Genomic DNA, 19341 nt, shown 5'->3' on the forward strand with positions numbered 1-19341 from the left:
TAGTTATCCTGGCGCCCTCTGAACCTACTGGCCTGAATCCATCAGAGGAAGTTGACTGTTATGGTATTGCCACTGTTGTCATTGTAAATGTGCTGACTGGCATCACTGGTATCACTGCTGGTCGAATCATTCACAGTAATACCATCACTGCTATCAACATCAATGGTCAGGCTGTTACTTCCGGAAAGTGCACCGACATCATTCATTGAGATAGTGATGTTATCGGCACTTCCTCCGTTGAAATCAATCTTTTCAACATTATCGATAAGGCTGGTGAAATTACCCAGATCCAAGGTGCCACCGTTATTGAGACTGAGCGTGTCGTTGTCAGCTCCACCATCTATCCGTGTGGCATTGTTTTGCAGGGCTGCCAGATCGATATTGAGAGTGTCGTCACCGGCTCCGCCAATAAGCTGGTCTGCTGCAAAACCCGTTAAGGTGTCGTTACCGCCATTACCTTCCAATACGTTAGCTATCGTGCTGGAGGCGGTGAGATTATCCCCACTGTTGGAGCCCAGCACTTTCTCAATATTGGTCAGGGTGTCGTTACTGCCGCCACCGTCGGTGGCCGTACCAGTGGTCAGGTTAACCGTGACGGCATTGGTTTCACTGCTGTAATCAACGGTGTCTTCATCTGCCCCGCCATCCAGTGAGTCGGCTCCGGCGCCCCCCTCCAGAATATCGTTGCCGGAGCCGGCATTGAGGGTATCGTTTCCGTTTCCGCCCCGGAGTGTGTCATTGCCGCTACCACTGTCCAGAATATTGTTTGCACTGTCTCCAATCAGGGTGTCGTTGCCATGGTTGGTGGTGACATTCTCAAAACCCTTGACCTTGTCAATACCGGTAGAAGTTCCGCCACCATAACTTTTGTTGACGGTGATGTAACCATCAGCATCTGCTGCGGCAGAGAGGTCGACGGTAATATCATCCGGTGTGTCACCTGGCCCGGTGACATTGCCCACCATATCCAGCGTATCGCCCGCCGCAGTGTTAGCACCGCCATCTAATTTATCGTTTCCGAAGCCACCGTGGATGATGTCATCGCCAGCGCCACCCGTAATGGTGTCATCGTCCTGATTACCATTAATGTTGTCGTTGCCGTCTCCCCCGTTAATGGTGTCAGCACCGGCACCACCAAAAATCGTATCGCTTCCGCCCCCCCCGTTGATGGTGTTGGCTGACGCATTACCATACAACTGGTCGCCCGATGCATTGTCGGAGCCAGTAATGTTTTCGATATCAATCAGCGTATCGTTTCCAAAGCCACCATCAATGGCATAGCCTCCTGACAAGTCAACAGTAACTGCTCCTGAATCCTGGCTGTAATCAACAGTGTCAATGTCATCACCGCCATCAAGCGTATCAGCACCAGCACCACCGCGAAGCGTATCATTACCAGCACCGCCATCAAGGTCGTTGTTGGCGCTGTTACCGTTGAGCGTATCATCCCCGCTACCACCAACAATATTTTCGATCTCACGAAGGGTGTCCGTGCCCGCAGAAGTGTTGGCTGTACCATCGTTGCCAGTTTCGGCCAGAGTCACAGTGAGACCGCCAGTATCCGCCGAGTAATCCACGGTGTCAGTATCTGCGCCACCATCCAGAATATCGTTGCCACCGCTGCCATGGAATGTATCGTTGCCACCCGCGCCACTGAGACTATTGCTGTTGCTGTCACCGGTCATGGTATCGATAAAAGCAGTACCAATAACATTTTCCACATTACGGACAGTATCGGTATTACCACCCTTGACCACCGAGCCATTAGATGCACCAGCCAGAGTGACGGTCACGCCACTGCTGTTGCTACTGTAGTCGATAGTATCCGTGCCGCTGCCACCATCCAGAATGTCGGTACCATTACTTGAGTGGATCGTGTCGTTCTGATCACCGGTGTTAATGGTATTGTCCTCATTATCACCCGTGATGGTATCGACGCCGTCTGTAGCAATAATATTTTCGATGTTGCGGAGAGTGTCTGTGTCAGTGCCATCATTGACGGTACCGTTAGCGCTGCCATTGAGCACAACCGTGATACCGGAACGAGCATGGCCACTGTAATCCGCGGTATCAGAACCTGTGCCACCATCCAGAGTGTCTGTCCCGGTACCACTTTCCAGAGTATCGTCGCCAGCCATACCATTGAGGGTATTATTGCCGCTGTCGCCGATCAGGGTATCGGCGTTGCCGGAGCCAGTGGCATTTTCAATATTTTTGAGTGTGTCAGTATCACTACCATGAACCGCAGTGCCGTTGGCAGAACCGTTGAGGGTGATGGTTAAACCACTACCAGAGTTGTTGAAATGGGATGTGTTGTAATCCACCGTGTCACTGTCGCCACCACCATCAAGAGTATCGTTACCATCACTGCCATAAATGGTGTCTGCGCCGGTACCCGCATTGATCGAATTGCTGACACTGCTGCCGGTCAGTGCGTCGTTTTGATTACTGCCAATAATATTTTCAATATTCTTCAGGGTATCGGTGCCCTGATCGATGCTACTACCTGTCTCACTGGTCAGATTAGCGGTCACACCGTTGGTAGCACCACTGTAATCAACCGTGTCACCCAGACTGCTGTGGGCTCCTCCCTCCAGCACATCATTACCGCCACCACCGATCAGTGTGTCATCGCCCGAGCTGCCATCGAGGGTATTATCGCCACTATCACCCGTCAGCGTATCGTCGGAGAAACTGCCGGTAATATTTTCGATCTCGTAAAGGTTATCGGTGCCATTGCCGGTGGCTATGCCAGTGCTCAGATTGACATTAACCGCACCTCCGTCAGCGTAACTGACCGTATCATTACCGGTACCCCCATATATCTGATCGTCACCGGCATTGCCTTCCAGCGTGTCCGCACCACTGTCACCATAAAGAGTATCGTTGCCAAAACCGCCTTTCAGAAGGTCAGCATCCCCCCCTCCACGCAAGATATTGGCCAGAGCATTGCCGGTAATATCATCGGCCTGGCCACCTCCGGTAACATCTTCAATCCCGGTGATGCTACTGTCGGATGAACCGTAACCATCCTGGGTGGCGTTACCGTTACCGAGGTTAAGGCTAATAGCGTGGGTTGCCATGCTCAGGTCAAGCAGGTCATTATCACCAATGCCACCATCAATAGTGTCATCGCCCTGACCACCGTTGATAGTGTCATTGTCGGCACCACCTTGCAGCGTATCGTTACCGGCACCACCGTCAATCCGGTCCTGACCCGCATTGCCTTGCAATACATTGGCGTCGCCGTTACCGGTGAGAATGTCGTCACCACTGCCTCCGACCACACTTTCAATACCGGACAGGGTGTCTGTCACCGCGCTGACAGTTGCCGTTTGTAAAACATTGGACAGATCTACGGTGACTGCCGAGCTCTCACTGGCATAGTCAACGGTATCATTGTCTCCGGCCTCTTCACCGCCATCCAGCGTATCGGCACCGGCACCGCCAGTCAGATAATCATTGCCGTCACCGCCTTCCAGATGGTCAGCACCATCTCCACCGGACAAGATATCATTATTGGCATTACCCACCAGGTGATTAGCATTGGCATCCCCTGTCAGGTTGTCAGAATGGGCACCACCACGGACATTTTCAATATTTACGAGAGTATCGCTGGAACCCTGGCCATCTTGGGCATTGGGGCCAACCAGATCGCTGAGATCAACGGTAACATCACCGATAGCGTCGCTGTAATCGGCCCAGTCCGCTGTGCCTGCACCACCGTCGAGACTGTCATTGCCGACTCCGCCAACCAGAGTGTCATCACCGGAACCCCCATTCAGCGTGTCGCCTTCTGCTCCTCCTCGCAGGGTATCGTCATTATCGCCGCCGTTAAGGGTATCAATGCCATCCCCTCCTTCAAGCACATCATCACCGGCATCGCCGTTGAGCTGGTCGGCACCGGCATCGCCATGTAATGTATCGTTATTGTTACCACCGTGGAGAATGTCGTCATTGGCGCCACCTGTCAGGGTATCGTCGTCATCTCCACCCTCCAGAGTATCATTACCGTCACCGCCAAAGAGCTGATCCTGACCGGCATCGCCACGCAATGTATCGTTGTCTGCCTCACCATAGAGGGTGTCATTTTCCGTACCCCCTTCCAGGGTATCTGCCCCGGCACCACCATAGAGCGTGTCCTGACCGGCATCTCCGTAGAGCAGGTCATCGCTGTCGTGGCCCTCCAGCCTGTCATTGCCACCACCGCCACGGAACTCATCGACGCCAGTGCTGCCGGTCAGCACATTGACATCAGCATTGCCCGTGACTTTACCGCCGTTCGCGCCCAGCGTAACATTCTCAACATTGGTAATACTGGAGTCGCTGGTACCATAACCATCGTTGGTTGCTGTACCTGCCTGAAGATCAATATCGACTGCTTGTGTTGCCCCGGTTAACAACAGGGTGTCGGTTCCTGCTCCACCGTTGATGGCGTCGTCACCGGCACCCCCGTCAAGCTCGTCATCACCATCTTCACCCCAGAGCGTGTCATTCTCGGTTCCACCTGAAAGATTATCCTGACCGGTGCCACCCTTGAGGAAATCTGCACCCTGACCCCCTGTCAGGATGTCGTTATCGGCATTACCCTCGATATCATCGTTATCTGCACCACCGTCAATGGTATCGTTGCCGTCACCGCCAACCAGCTCATCATCGCCACCGCCACCTGAGAGGGTGTCGTCGCCGCCACCCCCTTCAAACCGGTGGCTGTCAGCGTTGCCGGTCATGCTGTCGTTATTGGAGGTACCGATAATATTTTCAATATTAAGCAGCGTGTCCTGACCACCTTCACCGTCATTGCTCACCTGGTTACTGCCCAGGTTCATATCAACAGTGACCGCCCCCTTGCCGCTGTAATCGGCCGTATCACCATTGCTGGAATGACTGCCACCATCCAGAGTATCGTCACCGGTTCCACCATAAAGAGTGTCATCCCCGGCATCGCCATTCAGGCTGTCATTGCCAGCATCGCCGTAGAGGGTATCGTTGTCGTCACCACCACTGACAGTGTCACCATCAGCGCCACCGTGGAGAGTGTCCGTACCGGCACCGCCATTAATGGTATCAATACCACCATTACCATTGAGGGTATTGGCATTGTTATCACCGGTCAGTGTATCGCCATGAGCACTGCCGCTGATGTTCTCTATACCTTCCAGAGTATCGGTATCGGTGCCATCGTTAGCCGTTCCGTTACCGCTGGCAGTGAGCGTAGCCGTGACTGCGCTGCCATGGACACTGTAATCAACGGTATCGCCATTACTGCCGTGGCTTCCGCCCCTCAGGGTATCGGCACCGGCCTTGCCATAAAGGATGTCATCCCCGTCCTGACCATCCAGAATATTGACTTCAGCGGTACCCGTCAGGATGTCATCACCGGAACCACCCAGCACAGATTCAAAATTGGCAATGGTGTCAGTATCGGCCCCGTCCGTCACCGAAGATGAGCCCAGGTCAACCGTCAGGCCTGTGGTATTGTCAGAATAATCCAGGGTATCATTGTCGTTGGCGCTTTCACCGCCATCCAGGGTGTCACTGCCACTGCCACCGCTGATGGTGTCATCGCCTTCATCGCCGTTGAGGGTATCGTTTCCACCCATGCCTTCCAGTGTGTCATTACCTATTCCACCGTCATAACGGTTGTCTCCACTATCACCGATGATATGGTCATCACCCGCACCCAGCACCAGGTCTTCAATGCTGGTCAGGGTATCTACATTGCCACCACCGAGATCGACCTGAAAACTGTTTCCGCCTGCTGAGCGGTCAATGATCAGTGATCCGGCGAAGGCGCTGTAATCCACCCGGTCATTACCCAGCCCACCATCGAGAGTGTCAGCGCCGAAGCCACCTTCAAGAATGTCGTCACCGTCCTGCCCCAGCAACACGTCGTCGCCATCGCCACCGGTCAGGGTATCGGCGCCATCGCCACCTTCCAGTTGGTTCGCCTGATTATCACCCTCGATGGTATCAGCGTTGGCAGAGCCAATAATATTTTCAATGTCTGTGAGTGTGTCATTGGCACCATCACCATCGTCGGAAGCTTCGCCATTAAGCAGGTTCACACTGACAGCCCCGCCGGCATCGCTGTAATCGGCAGTATCAGTGCCAGCGTCGCCGATAAGCGTGTCTATCCCTCCCGCACCATAAAACGTATCGTTGCCACTACCGCCGGTGAGATGGTTACTTTCAGCATCCCCCCGAATCGAATCATTGTAAGCAGTGCCAACCACCCTTTCGATATCGATCACCGCATCACGATTGCCGTAGCCATCATCGGTGGCTTCTTCATTGGCCAGGTCAATGGTCAGGGCTCCGGTGGCACCGCTGTAGTCGGCAGTATCATTCAGGCTATTATCCGTTGTATCATCGCCGCCACGCAGGGTGTCTGCGCCGTCTCCACCGATCAGAATATCCGCACCATCACCACCATGAAGAATGTTGGCAAGGTCATTACCGGTTAACGTGTCATCATTACTGCTACCGGTAAGGTTTTCGATGCCTGCCAGAGTATCGGTGTCACCGGTGGCGGCATCAGTGGCGTTGCCGCTGCCAGCGCCACCATTGGTGAGTGTTGCTGTGACAGCACTGCCATGCCCTGTGTAATCTGCTGTATCTCCGGTACCCTGACCACCATCGAGGGTGTCATTGCCAGCACCACCTCGCAGAGTATCATCACCAGTACCACCAACAAGCTGATCAGCACCGCCACTGCCACTGAGGGTATCGTTACCAGCGTTGCCACGAATCGTATTGTCGGCATTATCGCCGGTCAGCGTATCGTCGTTACTGCCGCCGGAAAGGTTTTCGATATCGGAGAGGGTGTCCTGGCCGCTTTGGCCATCGTTGTTTTGTAACTGATCAAGAAGGTTGATGGTGACAGACTGAGCCTGGGCACTGTAATCTGCGGTATCAATTCCGGCACCACCCTGCAGGTTGTCATTACCTGAACCACCGATCAGCGTGTCGTCGTCATTACCGCCTATGAGGATGTCGTCAAGATCTCCCCCATCCAGGGTATCATTACCCTCCTGCCCTTCCAGGGTATCGGCACCTCCCAGTCCATTGAGGGTGTCGTTCTCATCTCCCCCCCAGAGAACATTACTGATGCCATCGCCGGTCAGCGTATCGGCATGGTCGCCGCCTATCAGGTTTTCAATGGACTGGAGAGTGTCCTGACCACCCAGAGTGTCATTGATCGGTGCGCCAGCAGACAGATCAATCGTCAGGCCGGATACAGCATCCCGATAATCAGCCGTATCAATGCCGCCGTTGCCATTAAGGGTGTCGTTGCCAGAGCCACCGGAGAGCGTATCATCACCTGCCCCCCCATCAAGCGTATTGTTGGCAGAATCACCGGTCAGAGTGTCATTACCGGAGCCACTGACGATATTCTCAACATCAAAAAGACTGTCCCGATCACCATGACCATCATCATTATTGGTATTGTCTGCCAGATTAATCAGGACGTTATTGGTCTGGTAGCTGTAGTCGGCGGTATCCGTGCCACCACCGCCTCTCAGCGTATCATTGCCAGCCTCACCCACCAGCCGGTCATCACCATCGCTACCATCCAGTTCATTAACTTCGCTGCTTCCGGTAATGGTATCGTTATTGTCAGTTCCGACGATATTTTCAATATTAAGCAGAGTATCAGTATCTGAACTGCCACCACTAAAAGTGGCAGACCCCGAACCTGAGCCATCATCAAGATCAACCGTCAGCTCAACGCCCGATAACGAGCTGTAATCCACCGTATCAGCACCCAAGCCACCATCGATGGTATCGCTGCCCGCACCTTCGTAGAAGGTATCCGCTCCGTCATCACCAAACAGCTGGTCATTGCCAGCATTGCCCGTAATACTGTCATCACCCGCTCCACCTTCAATGCGGTTGACGTCGCCATCGCCGATGAGAGTGTCACTGTGATTACCGGACAAGATATTTTCGATATTATTGAACGTGTCTGTGAGAACACCTTGCTCTTTGGCCCGGTTTGTGGAGAGATCCACTTCAACAGCTGCGGAGGCATCGGTGTAATCCACTGTGTCAGTGCCCGAACCACCATCCAGCAAGTCGGTTCCTGCACCGCCTTGCAGGATGTCATCCTGATTGCCACCATAGAGCTGGTCATCACCATCGGCCCCACTGAGGGTATCGGTTCCGTCATTGCCGTAAAATTCATTGTTTTGACTATCGCCCGCAGCGACATCATTACCTGCACCAAGCTGGATAATCTCGATGTTGCTCAGGGTATCGCTACCCCCTTGACCATCATCGTTAATAGCCTGGTTAGCCAGATCAATAACAATGGCCTGGGCATTGGTATTTGCGGAATAATCAACGGTGTCGGTATCATCACCGCCATCAAGGGTGTCATCGCCGGCAGCACCGGTCAGCGTATCGTTGCCCGAACCACCGGACAGCTGGTTGTCTGCGCTACTCCCTGTGAGGGTATCCGCAGCATCGGAACCAATGATGTTCTCAATATTACGAAGTGTATCTGTGTCAGATCCGGATACAGCCGAGCCGTCCCCTCCCAGAACAAGCGATGCGTCAACGGACTGACCTGCTCCCAGATTGCTGTAATCCACAGTATCAATATCATCGCCGCCATCAATGATGTCACTGCCGCCCCCTTCAATAAACACGTCATTACCGGTTCCGCCTTCGAGAGAATCGGCACCATCGCCACCGGTCAGAGTATCGTTGCCGGCATTCCCCCTGAGGGTATTGGCATCCGCTGTCCCGGTCAGCGTATCGTCACCGGCACCGGTACTGACCGCTTCAAAATTGCTGATGGTATCGACATTGTTCGAGCCGGCATTAACTGTCGAATTGTTCAGGTCTACGGTGAGGTTATTGGTGTGGTCAGTGTAATCCAGAGTATCAAAATCAGCGCCACCATCCAGATCATCGTTTCCGGCACCACCGCTGATTGTGTCATTGTCATCATCGCCACGAATGGTGTCGCTACCGTCACCGCCGAAAATGGTGTCGTTCTGGTTACCACCATAGAGCGTATCATCTGCACCTTCACCGTGAATTGTGTCGATGCCATCCAGCCCCTCTATGACGTTAGCTGCACTGTCTCCGGTCAGGGTGTCATCATGATTGCTGCCCTTGATGTCCTCAATACCATTCAGAGTGTCATTACCATTGGCACCCGATGCGCTGCCAATGGTGAGGTTAACGGTGACGCCAGCCGTGGCATCATCATAATCCGCCCGGTCGGTAGTGCCAGCATCGTCGCCACCAATCAGCACATCATCACCCAGGCCGCCCTTGAGAACATCGTTTCCTTCACGACCTTCCAGCCGGTTATTCAGGTTATCACCCGTCAGCGTGTCGCCGAGGGTGCCGCCAATCAGGTTCTCAATACTGTCCAAAGTATCCTGACCACCGTCGCCATCGCTGGAGACCTGATTATTTAACAGAATGGCAGTGACAACACCGCTAACACCACTGTAATCAGCAGTATCGCTCCCGGTGCCCCCTTTCAGCGTGTCGTTACCGCTATCACCACGCAGGGTATCGTCGTTATCACCGCCTTCGAGCGTATCAGCTCCCCCGCCGCCAGACAGGATGTCGCTGCCATCCAGCCCGCTCAGAGTGTTATTCTGGTTATCTCCCGTCAGTGTGTCGTTATTCAGGCTGCCTGTAACATTCTCAATGCTGTCAAGGGTATCGCTGGAAGAATCACCGTCGTCAGAGGTCTGGTTCGAGGCGGCGGAGAGATCTACTGTCACTCCGGACTGGGCATCGCTGTAATCCGCCGTATCGGTACCTGTACCACCTATGAGGTTATCAATACCGGCACCACCACTGAGGGTGTCGTTATCCGACCCCCCTTCCAGAATATCGTTGCCACCCATACCCTTGAGCGTGTCATCACCGGCACCGCCTTCGAGCTTGTTAGCCTCAGCGTCACCGGTCAGGGAATCACCACTGGTGCTGCCGATCAGGTTCTCAATATCAATCAAGGCATCAGAACTGCCGTCACCGTCATCAGTAGCCTGCAAGTTGGACAGGTCAGCTACCACCGCAGCGGCAGCGCCACTGTAATCCACTGTATCCACATCAGAACCGCCACTGCCGACCAGCCGATCCTGACCGCCACCGCCTACCAGAATGTCATCGCCGCCGCCTCCGGTCAGCACATTGTCTCCGGCATCACCCGTGAGCGTATCGTCGGCACTGCCGCCGGTGACGTTCTCTATGTCCACCAGGGTGTCCTGAGCACCGCTACCGTCATCGTTCTGAGATTGGTTCTGAAGGTTGATGGTCACTGCCGTATTGCGGGCGCTGTAATCTGCCGTATCCCCTGCCGATTCACCACCACTGCCACCATCGAGAGTATCGGCACCATCGCCACCGACCAGGGTGTCATCACCACTTTCACCATAGAGCCGGTCAGCACCGCCATTGCCGGTCAGGGTATCGTCGGACTGACCGCCATAAAAATCATTGTCGTTGTTATCGCCAGTCAAGGTATCAGTGTGATTACTACCACGCAGATTTTCAATGCTGATCAGTGTGTCCGTGGCGTCGCCACTCACCGCCGCCTGAGGAGTGCCGGAAGAAAGATCGGCATTGACAGAACCAATAGCCGTGCTGTAGTCCGCCGTGTCCGTCTCGGTGCCACCATCAAGGGTGTCGCTGCCAAGGCCGCCAGTCAGGGTGTCATTGCCGCTGCCCCCCTGAAGGTGATCATTACCGCTATTGCCGTTGATGGTATCGTTACCACTCCCGCCATCTATGAGGTTGTCGTGAATATCGCCGGTCAGGGTATCACCCAGCGCACTGCCCGTGATGTTTTCAATATCGATAAGGGTGTCAGTGTCGGCTGTCCCATCGGTGGCGTTGCCGCTGTCCAGATCAACCGTTACCGCACGACTATGACTGCTGTAGTCAACCGTATCACCGTTCGTTTCGCCGTTGGCACCGCCATTGAGAGTATCACTACCACTGCCACCTTCCAGAATGTCATCACCATCGTTACCGAACAGCTGGTCAGCACCGTCATTGCCACTCAGGGTATCGTTGCCATCATTGCCCTGCAGGATATTGACACCAGCGTCACCCGTCAGCGTATCGTCGTGATCGCTGCCATTGATATTCTCGATGCTGATCAGGGTATCGGTGTCGCTGCCAATGGTGACGGTATCGACATTACCGGATATATCGGCCACCACACCGGCAGACATCAGACTGTAATCCACCGTATCATTACCGCTGCCGCCATCGAGGCTGTCACTACCGACGCCACCATCAAGGGTATCGTTGCCACCACCGCCTTCCAGAGTGTCATCGCCCGCATCACCATAGAGCGCGTCGGCATCATTTTCCCCCTGAAGGGTATCGTCGCCATCGCCACCATGCAGCGTATCGTCACCACTGCCACCCTGGAGCAGGTTGACCTGAGTGTCACCGGTAATATTGTCAGCACTGGCACTGCCGACAATATTTTCGATGCTATCCAGAGTATCCGTAGCCCCTGAACCGTCGGTGGCATTGGGTGTGGCGTCAGCAAGATTGACGGTAATACCGCTGGCATCATTGCTGTAAACGGCGGTATCTGTGCCAGCACCGCCTCGCAACTGGTCGGCACCTATGCCGCCTTCAAGGCGGTCTGCATCGTCACCGCCTTCCAGGATATCGTCACCCTCGCCACCGACCAGGGTATCCTCGCCCGCTTCTCCCCTGAGGGTGTCAGCATCCAGCCCCCCATCCAATGTGTCGTTGTCGGCACCACCGGCCAGTATATCCTCTCCCCGTCCTCCCATCAGGGTGTCATCACCGCCATTGCCCAGCAAAGTATTGGCATCGTCATCGCCAGTGAGCGTATCGGCAAACTGGCTACCGGTGATATTTTCAATGCTGATCAGGGTATCCGTGGCATCACCATCGACAATGGCCGTATCGTTTGCGCCAGACAGGTCTGCCGTAACAAATCCCGATGCATCGGTGTAATCCGCTGTATCGCCGTCGCTACCCTCAGTTCCGCCATCCAGCGTATCTGCACCGGCACCACCGGCCAGAGTATCATCGCCAAGGCCGCCAGCCAGGGTATTAGCATTGGCATCACCGGTCAGGGTGTCTTTAAAGTCACTGCCGGTGACATTTTCAATATTAGTGACGCTATCAGTAGCACCACTGCCATCGGTGGCCTGGCCAGCAGAGAGATCGACCACCACACCCATACCGTCACTGTTGGTGTCCTGATCAGAGGCGTAACTGAGCGTGTCCACACCCGTGCCACCGTCGATGGTGTCAACTCCCTCTCCTCCTACCAGCGTATCGGAGCCGTCACCGCCTTCAAGGGAATCATCACCCTGTCCGCCTTTCAGACTGTCGTCACCGTCGCCACCCTGCAGCCTGTTGGCAGCCGTGTCACCTGTCAGCACATCATTACCGTCGCTGCCGGTAACATTCTCTATCCCGATCAGGTCATCCTGACCACCACCATCACCGTCATCCGTCGCCTTGCCGATAGACAAATCGACAGTGACTGCACTGGCCGCCAGCGAGTAATCGGCGGTATCGCCCACCGCCGTATTGGCACCACCTTCCAGACGGTCATTGCCTGCCCGTCCTGTCAGGGTGTCATCCCCTGCTTCCCCATAAAGCTTATTGGCGTTAGCGTCGCCGATGATCACATCGTCGTGGCTGCTACCCCGAATATTCTCGATATCATGGAAGGTATCCTGGCCACCATCACCATCGTCTGTCGCTGTACCGGCTGTCAGGCTGGCAGTAACGGCTGCTGCCGCACCGGTGTAATCAACGGTGTTCTCACCACTGCCACCCTGGAAGATATCATTGCCGCCCCCACCCGCAAGGGTGTCGTTGCCCAGACCACCAGACAGCTCATTGTCATCGTTATTCCCGGTCAGGCTATCGTCATGATCACTGCCAATAACTTTTTCAATGCCGCTCAATGTATCAGTGGCACCAAAACCATCAGACGCAGTGCCAAGGTCCAGGTTCACGGTGACAGCCTGGTTACTGGTACTGTAATCCACCGTGTCAATACCATCACCGCCGGCCAGCTCATCATCATCACGGCCACCCACCAGCAGGTCGTCACCATCCCCGCCAGTCAGGACATTGGCATTATCATCACCGGTCAGGGTGTCATTGTTGGAGCCGCCGGTCACATTTTCGATGTCGTTCAGGATATCGGTAATGAACCCGCCTTCAGTCACCTTGTTACTCGCCTGTGACAGATCAACCGTGACAATGCTGGTGTTGTCACTGTAATCCGCCGTGTCACTGCCCGCCCCGCCATTGAGGGTATCCGCCCCGGCCCCACCCACCAGGATATCGTTGTCATTACCACCATTGAGGGTGTCATCACCGCCATTACCGAGCAATGTATCTGCACCGGCATTACCAGTAAGCACGTTGTCTACAGCATCACCGGTCAGACTGTCATCGCTGTTGGTCCCGGTTATATTTTCAATGTTCCGCAGAACATCCTGGCCACCCTCGCTGTCAGTGGCCAGACCAGTAACCAGACTGGCGGTGACACCGCTGCTGCCATCACTGAAGTCAACCGTGTCGCCGGCTGCACCATGACTGCCACCATCCAGAATGTCGTTGCCCGCTCCGCCGGTCAGAACGTCGTCACCGGCTCCGCCAGAGAGTTCGTTGCCCTGGGAGGAGCTGTCAGTTCCGGTCAGGGTGTCGTCACCACTGCCGCCGATCAGGTTCTCGACATTGCTGTAGGCTTCACTACCACCGCTACCGTCGTTACCGAGGCCAGTCCGAAGGTTGGCGGTGACGCCAACGGAGACTCCGGCATAAGTGACCGTATCCACGTCCGCACCACCATCGAAATTATCCGCCCCGGTACCGCCAGAAAGCGTGTCATTGCCGTCATCACCCTGTAGCGTATCGGCACCTGCACCGCCACTGAGAATGTCATCGCCGCCATTGCCTGACAGAACATTATCACTGCTGTTACCGGTCAGCGTATCGCCATAACTGCTGCTACCTGTTATGTTTTCGATGTTGCGCAGGGTATCCGTTTCCGTTCCGCCGGCATCCGTTGCCTGGCCATCGCCAGCATCTGCAAGCGTTGCGATAACCGAACGACCGTAGTCGTAAAAAGTCACGGTATCAGCGCCGCTTTCTCCATCAAGAACGTCATCACCGGCTCCGCCGAAGAGCAGGTCGTCACCATCCCCCCCGCTCAGGATATTGGCGTCTGAAGAACCCCGGATATCATCATTGTGATCACTGCCAGTGACGTTCTCGATGGCGATCAGGGTATCTGTACCGCTATCCCCGTCATCCAGAGCCCGGCCAGAAGCCAAATCAACACTGATGCTATTGCCGGCACTGCTGTAATTCGCCTGGTCACCGGTCCCAATCCCACCATCAAGAACGTCATCACCGGCACCACCGGCAAGGATATCATCGCCTCCTTCACCTTTAAGCTCATTGTCCCCAGCATCACCACTGATATTATCCTGAGCATTACTGCCCGTTATATTCTCAATGCCATACAACTGATCGCTGCCACCGTCGCCATCATCACTGGCTGAATTGGCAGAGAGATCAACAATGACCCCTGCCGCTGCCAGTGAATAGCTGACGGTATCAGTGTCCTGACTGCCGGGGTTAACTCCCGCAGCTTCTGTCTCTCCATAGAAAGTGTCATTACCGGCACCACCACGCAGCAGGTCGTCACCGGCATTGCCGCTGAGCAAGTTGTTATCGCTATTGCCCACCAGCCTGTCGTTGTTGCTGCCACCAGTGACATTCTCAATATCAATCAGGGTATCGGTGCCAGCATCAATGCCGTTGGTATTGGTTAATGAGCCATCCAGAGCAACAGTAACAATACCGGTGCTGGCGGAATAGTCAGCGGTATCACTCCCGGTGCCACCGTCCAGTGTGTTGCTGCCTCCCCTGCCAGTGAGCACATCGTCCCCGGCGCCGCCCGACAGCTGGTTATCGGAACCGTCCCCTAGCAGGCGGTCATCACCGCTGCCGCCAGTGATATTTTCAATACCAACCAATGTGTCAGTGCCACTGAGCGTGCTGCTGGCAATACCGGCATCCAGATCCGCATTCAGATCGGTTGAGTCGGCACTGTAATCGGCTGTATCACCATTCGCAGTCTGAATACCACCATTCAGAGTGTCATTGCCGCTGCCGCCGGTCAGCCGGTCGTCACCGTCCCCTCCCAGCAAGGTGTCTTGGCCCCCGCCACCATTGAGAACATCGTCACCGGCATTGCCAGTCAGCGTATTAGCATCAATGTTGCCAGTCAGCTGGTCATCACTGGAGCCGCCTATGACATTTTCAATGCCTGAAATAGTGTCCTGACTGCCAGTACCATCGTCAGCCACCACCCCGCTGGCCAGATTAACCTGAATGCCAATGGCAGCAGCACTGTAATCAACCGTATCGCCATGGGTTTCATTGTCATCCCCACCGATCAACTGATCTGCTCCGGAGCCACCAATCAGTCTGTCATCGCCATCACCGCCGTCGAGTATATCTGCACCCGCGCCACCCGACAGTTGATCGTCACCGGCATTGCCCCGAAGCACATTACTTTCATTACTCGTACCGGCGCTAATAACATCATCACCAGTGCCTCCCAGCACATTCTCAATACTGGTCAGGGTATCGGTGTTATTGAAACCATCGTTGCTGGCCGTATCATTTTCCAGGTCAACAACAATATTGCCGGTTACTGTGGTATAGTCAGCCGTATCGCTCTCCGAACCACTGCCACCATCGAAGATATCGCTGCCATTTCCGCCCACGAAGGTATCGTTACCGTCGCCACCCTGCAGGTGGTTATTCAGCTCATCGCCGATCAGAACATCATTTCCCGCAGAGCCTGTGATATTTTCAATGTTTTTCAGGGCATCGGTTCCGCCGTCACCGTCGATAGCAGCATTGGCACCAATGCCGTATGAAGCCGTGTGATCTGTGCCGGAAAGGTTCACTGTCACCGCTGACGAAGCTTCACTGTAATCGACCCAGTCACCCGTCTGGCCATTAAGACCACCATCCAGCGTATCATTCCCCCCCCGGCCCATCAGCGTATCGTCACCACTGCCGCCGCTGAGGGTATTTTCAGTTGAAGTTCCTTTCAAAAAATCGTTTCCGGAGCCACCGGAAACGTTCTCAATGGAAATCAACGTGTCCTGTCCCGAACCTGTTACGACGGGGTTCAGGGTATCATCCAGATCTACGGTAACGCCGCTGGTCTCGTTGCCATAACTGACGGTATCACTACCGGCACCACCATCCAGCCTGTTGGTACCCCCACCACCGCCCAGGGTATCATCCCCGTCCAGACCGAATATTTCATTATCGCCGGTATCACCGAGCAGTGTGTCGCCCTGCCCCGTCAGATTGGTACCTTCAATGTTTTCAATAGATTGAATGGTATCTGTGCCACCCAGGCCATCATCAGAAATACGGCCATCGCCGAGGTCAACACTGACGGCACTGGAAAGAGCTGCAAAACTGACCGTATCGACGCCATCGCCACCTCGAAGATCATCGTTTCCGGAACCGCCATCCAGAACATCGTTCCCGTCACCGCCTTCAAGAATGTCATTACCGGCGCCCCCGATCAGCGTGTCATCATCAGCACCGCCCTGAAGGGTATCCCGACCATTCCCTCCATCAAGCCTGTCAAGGCCACGGCCACTACTCAGCACATTATCGAGATCATTCCCCGTGAGAGTATCATTACCATGGTCCGTGGTGACGTTCTCAAACCCAATGATGGTATCAACACCAGTGAACAGGCCGCTTCCATAACTCTTGTTGACCGTGACGGAGCCCGTTCCATCCGGTGAGGTGCTCAAGTCAACCGTGATATCATCCGGTGTATCGAAAAGACTGGTTACCGTCCCCACCATATCCAGCGTATCAATGCCTTCACCACCATTGAGGGTATCGTTACCAAAACCGCCATGGATGATGTCATCATTGGCACCACCATCAATAACATCGTCACCCTGATTACCGTTTATGTAGTCGTTACCGTTACCGCCATTGATGGTGTCTGTCCCGTCACCGCCAGAGATAGTGTCATCGCCATCCATTCCGTTAAGAACGTTTGCCCCAAAATCACCAAAAATCTGGTCATCCCCGGAACTCCCGGTAATGTTCTCAATATTGGTCAGGGTATCTGTATCACCGCTGCCGTCGGTGGCGGTCGACCCTGTCAGATTAACCGTGACGGAACCGGTTTCATCACTGTAATCCACCGTATCCGAACCTGCGCCACCGTCCAGGCTGTCTGCGCCGGCGCCACCTTTCAGAATATCGGTACTCGCACCGCCCGATAGAGTGTCATCATCGGCACCACCGTCCAATACGTCACTTCCAGCACCGCCGTAGAGAGTATCTGTGCCGGCACCACCAGCCAGAAAGTCATCGCCACTCAAACCGCTAATAACGTCATCGCCGGCAAGGCCGGTAAGCGTATTATCACCATTGTTGTCGGCGTCAATGTATTCGCTACCGGTGATGGTATCGTCATGGATTGTGCCGATGACGTTCTCAAAATTGCTAATGGCATCAGAAGTGCCATAACCGTCATCAGTCACCGACCCGGAGCCCAAGTCTACTTTGACACCACTTTCAGGCCCTATCGTATTAGCGCCATATTCATAGCTGAACTGGATAGTGTCAGAACCCGCCCCGCCATCGAGCTGATCATCACCCATACCGCCGGAAACGAAATCATCACCACCCGCCGCATCAACAATGTCATCACCAACGCCTGCGTGAATAATGTCATCATTGTCGCCTGTTGTTATATTGTCGCTGGTTGGGCTGGTATCCAGTACCAGGGGGGAAAGTTCCGATGAGGAAAGAGTGAGTTCACCCGGATCGGAGGCATCTCGACGGATAACAGGGATGACGTATTCATTTTCTGAACCGTCTTTGAGAACCAGCTTAAAGGAAAGGTCCACCACCTGACTGTCAGTTTCAGTAGGGTAGGTCAGAATAAAATTGGTCAGACTCGGCAGCAGCCAGCTTCCGTCACCCTCATTCGCGCCACCGGCAACACCCCAGCCATCGGGCATATTTTCAACATAAATAGCTGCAATATCATTAATATTTGCATCATTCTGCAGAACCAGATTCTTACTGTTTAATGAGTCAGTAAAAAGTAAGGGATCTTCACCGTAAATTTCCAGGCCACTGTTGTAATTGAGCTGAACATCAGAGTCTCCGTCCAGACTACTTCCAAAGCGCTCAACCTCAAGATGCTGTTCGGGATCGCTTTGGGTAATCGAAGAGTTATTACCGCCACCACCAATAATGAGTTGACCTGCGGAGCTTGAGCCAACATTAGTCACCGAAACCGAGAATGTCAGATTACTGGTACCTTCCGTTGTTGAAGTCGCTTCTGTTGGAGTAACTTCTTCAACCGGAGGCGAAGATGACGAGCTGGTGCTGGTTGCCTGGGCTGTGTCGGTAAAATCATCATCCCGGGGTTCTACCTCTTCTACAGGCTTTTTCTTAAACGCCTCATCATTCTTTTTTATTTCCTTGCTGGCTTTTGATTGAGTCTTTGAATCAGTCGTTTCACTGTATGATGTTTCTTCCGTTTCCTTGCCCGATGGCGTTTCTTCCTCTTCAGAATCACTCTCCTGACCCTTCAGAGTAGAAACAGGTACATCTTCCGATTCAACAAAACTGGATTTAGCAATGAATTCATCACCACTAATCACAGAGCCATCGGCGAATTTGAATTGAAGTGTTTGCTCTGTTGCAGCCATTACACCCGCAAGTAACAGGGTGATTTCAACACCATCCGGAAAAACAAGAACAAAGTCAGGCCCCCTGACTTCCAGTTTTACGTCATCGGAATTAAAATCTAAGAGATACTGGGTGTCAGCTGACACTGATTTGACGACTGATTTTGATGGTTTTTCAAATCGAACTTTTTCAAGATTTGTGGTGACGTCTGAACTTAATTCTGACTCACTAGAGGTCTGCGACTGCTGCTCACTACTGGCACTGCTATCATCAGCCATGATTGCACCCCTGTGTAATGATCTTAAAAATTATAAATCTTGATGAATATTTATCTTCACAAACAAACAAGCGATCTATCTAAAATACAATCCCTATTAAGTAGGTATAGATAGCTAACTTTATTAATTCAAAAAATAAAAGACAGTCTATTTAACAAATACTTTGAACAGTTTTTTTGACGACTTAACATTGATGTGCCGAGGCTTGTGGCAAGGGTTCGGATGTAATCTCAAATCCGGCATCTCTCCGAGTTGCCTGAAAGCGCCCTGATCACCCAACCCTCTGGTACCACTGAGTAAAAATCGT

At 53.7% G+C, this 19341-nt stretch carries 1 protein-coding gene; it reads right to left on the minus strand.

Translation table 11 applies throughout. The annotated features are described in order from the left end of the window. Positions 1 to 41: 41 nt before the first annotated feature. Complete coding sequence (locus tag P6910_RS25720) at positions 42 to 19034, minus strand: hypothetical protein (protein ID WP_317144078.1); 18993 nt, start codon at positions 19032 to 19034, stop codon at positions 42 to 44. Positions 19035 to 19341: the final 307 nt, after the last annotated feature.

The organism is Endozoicomonas sp. 8E (genome assembly GCF_032883915.1).
Taxonomy (GTDB): Bacteria; Pseudomonadota; Gammaproteobacteria; order Pseudomonadales; family Endozoicomonadaceae; genus Endozoicomonas_A.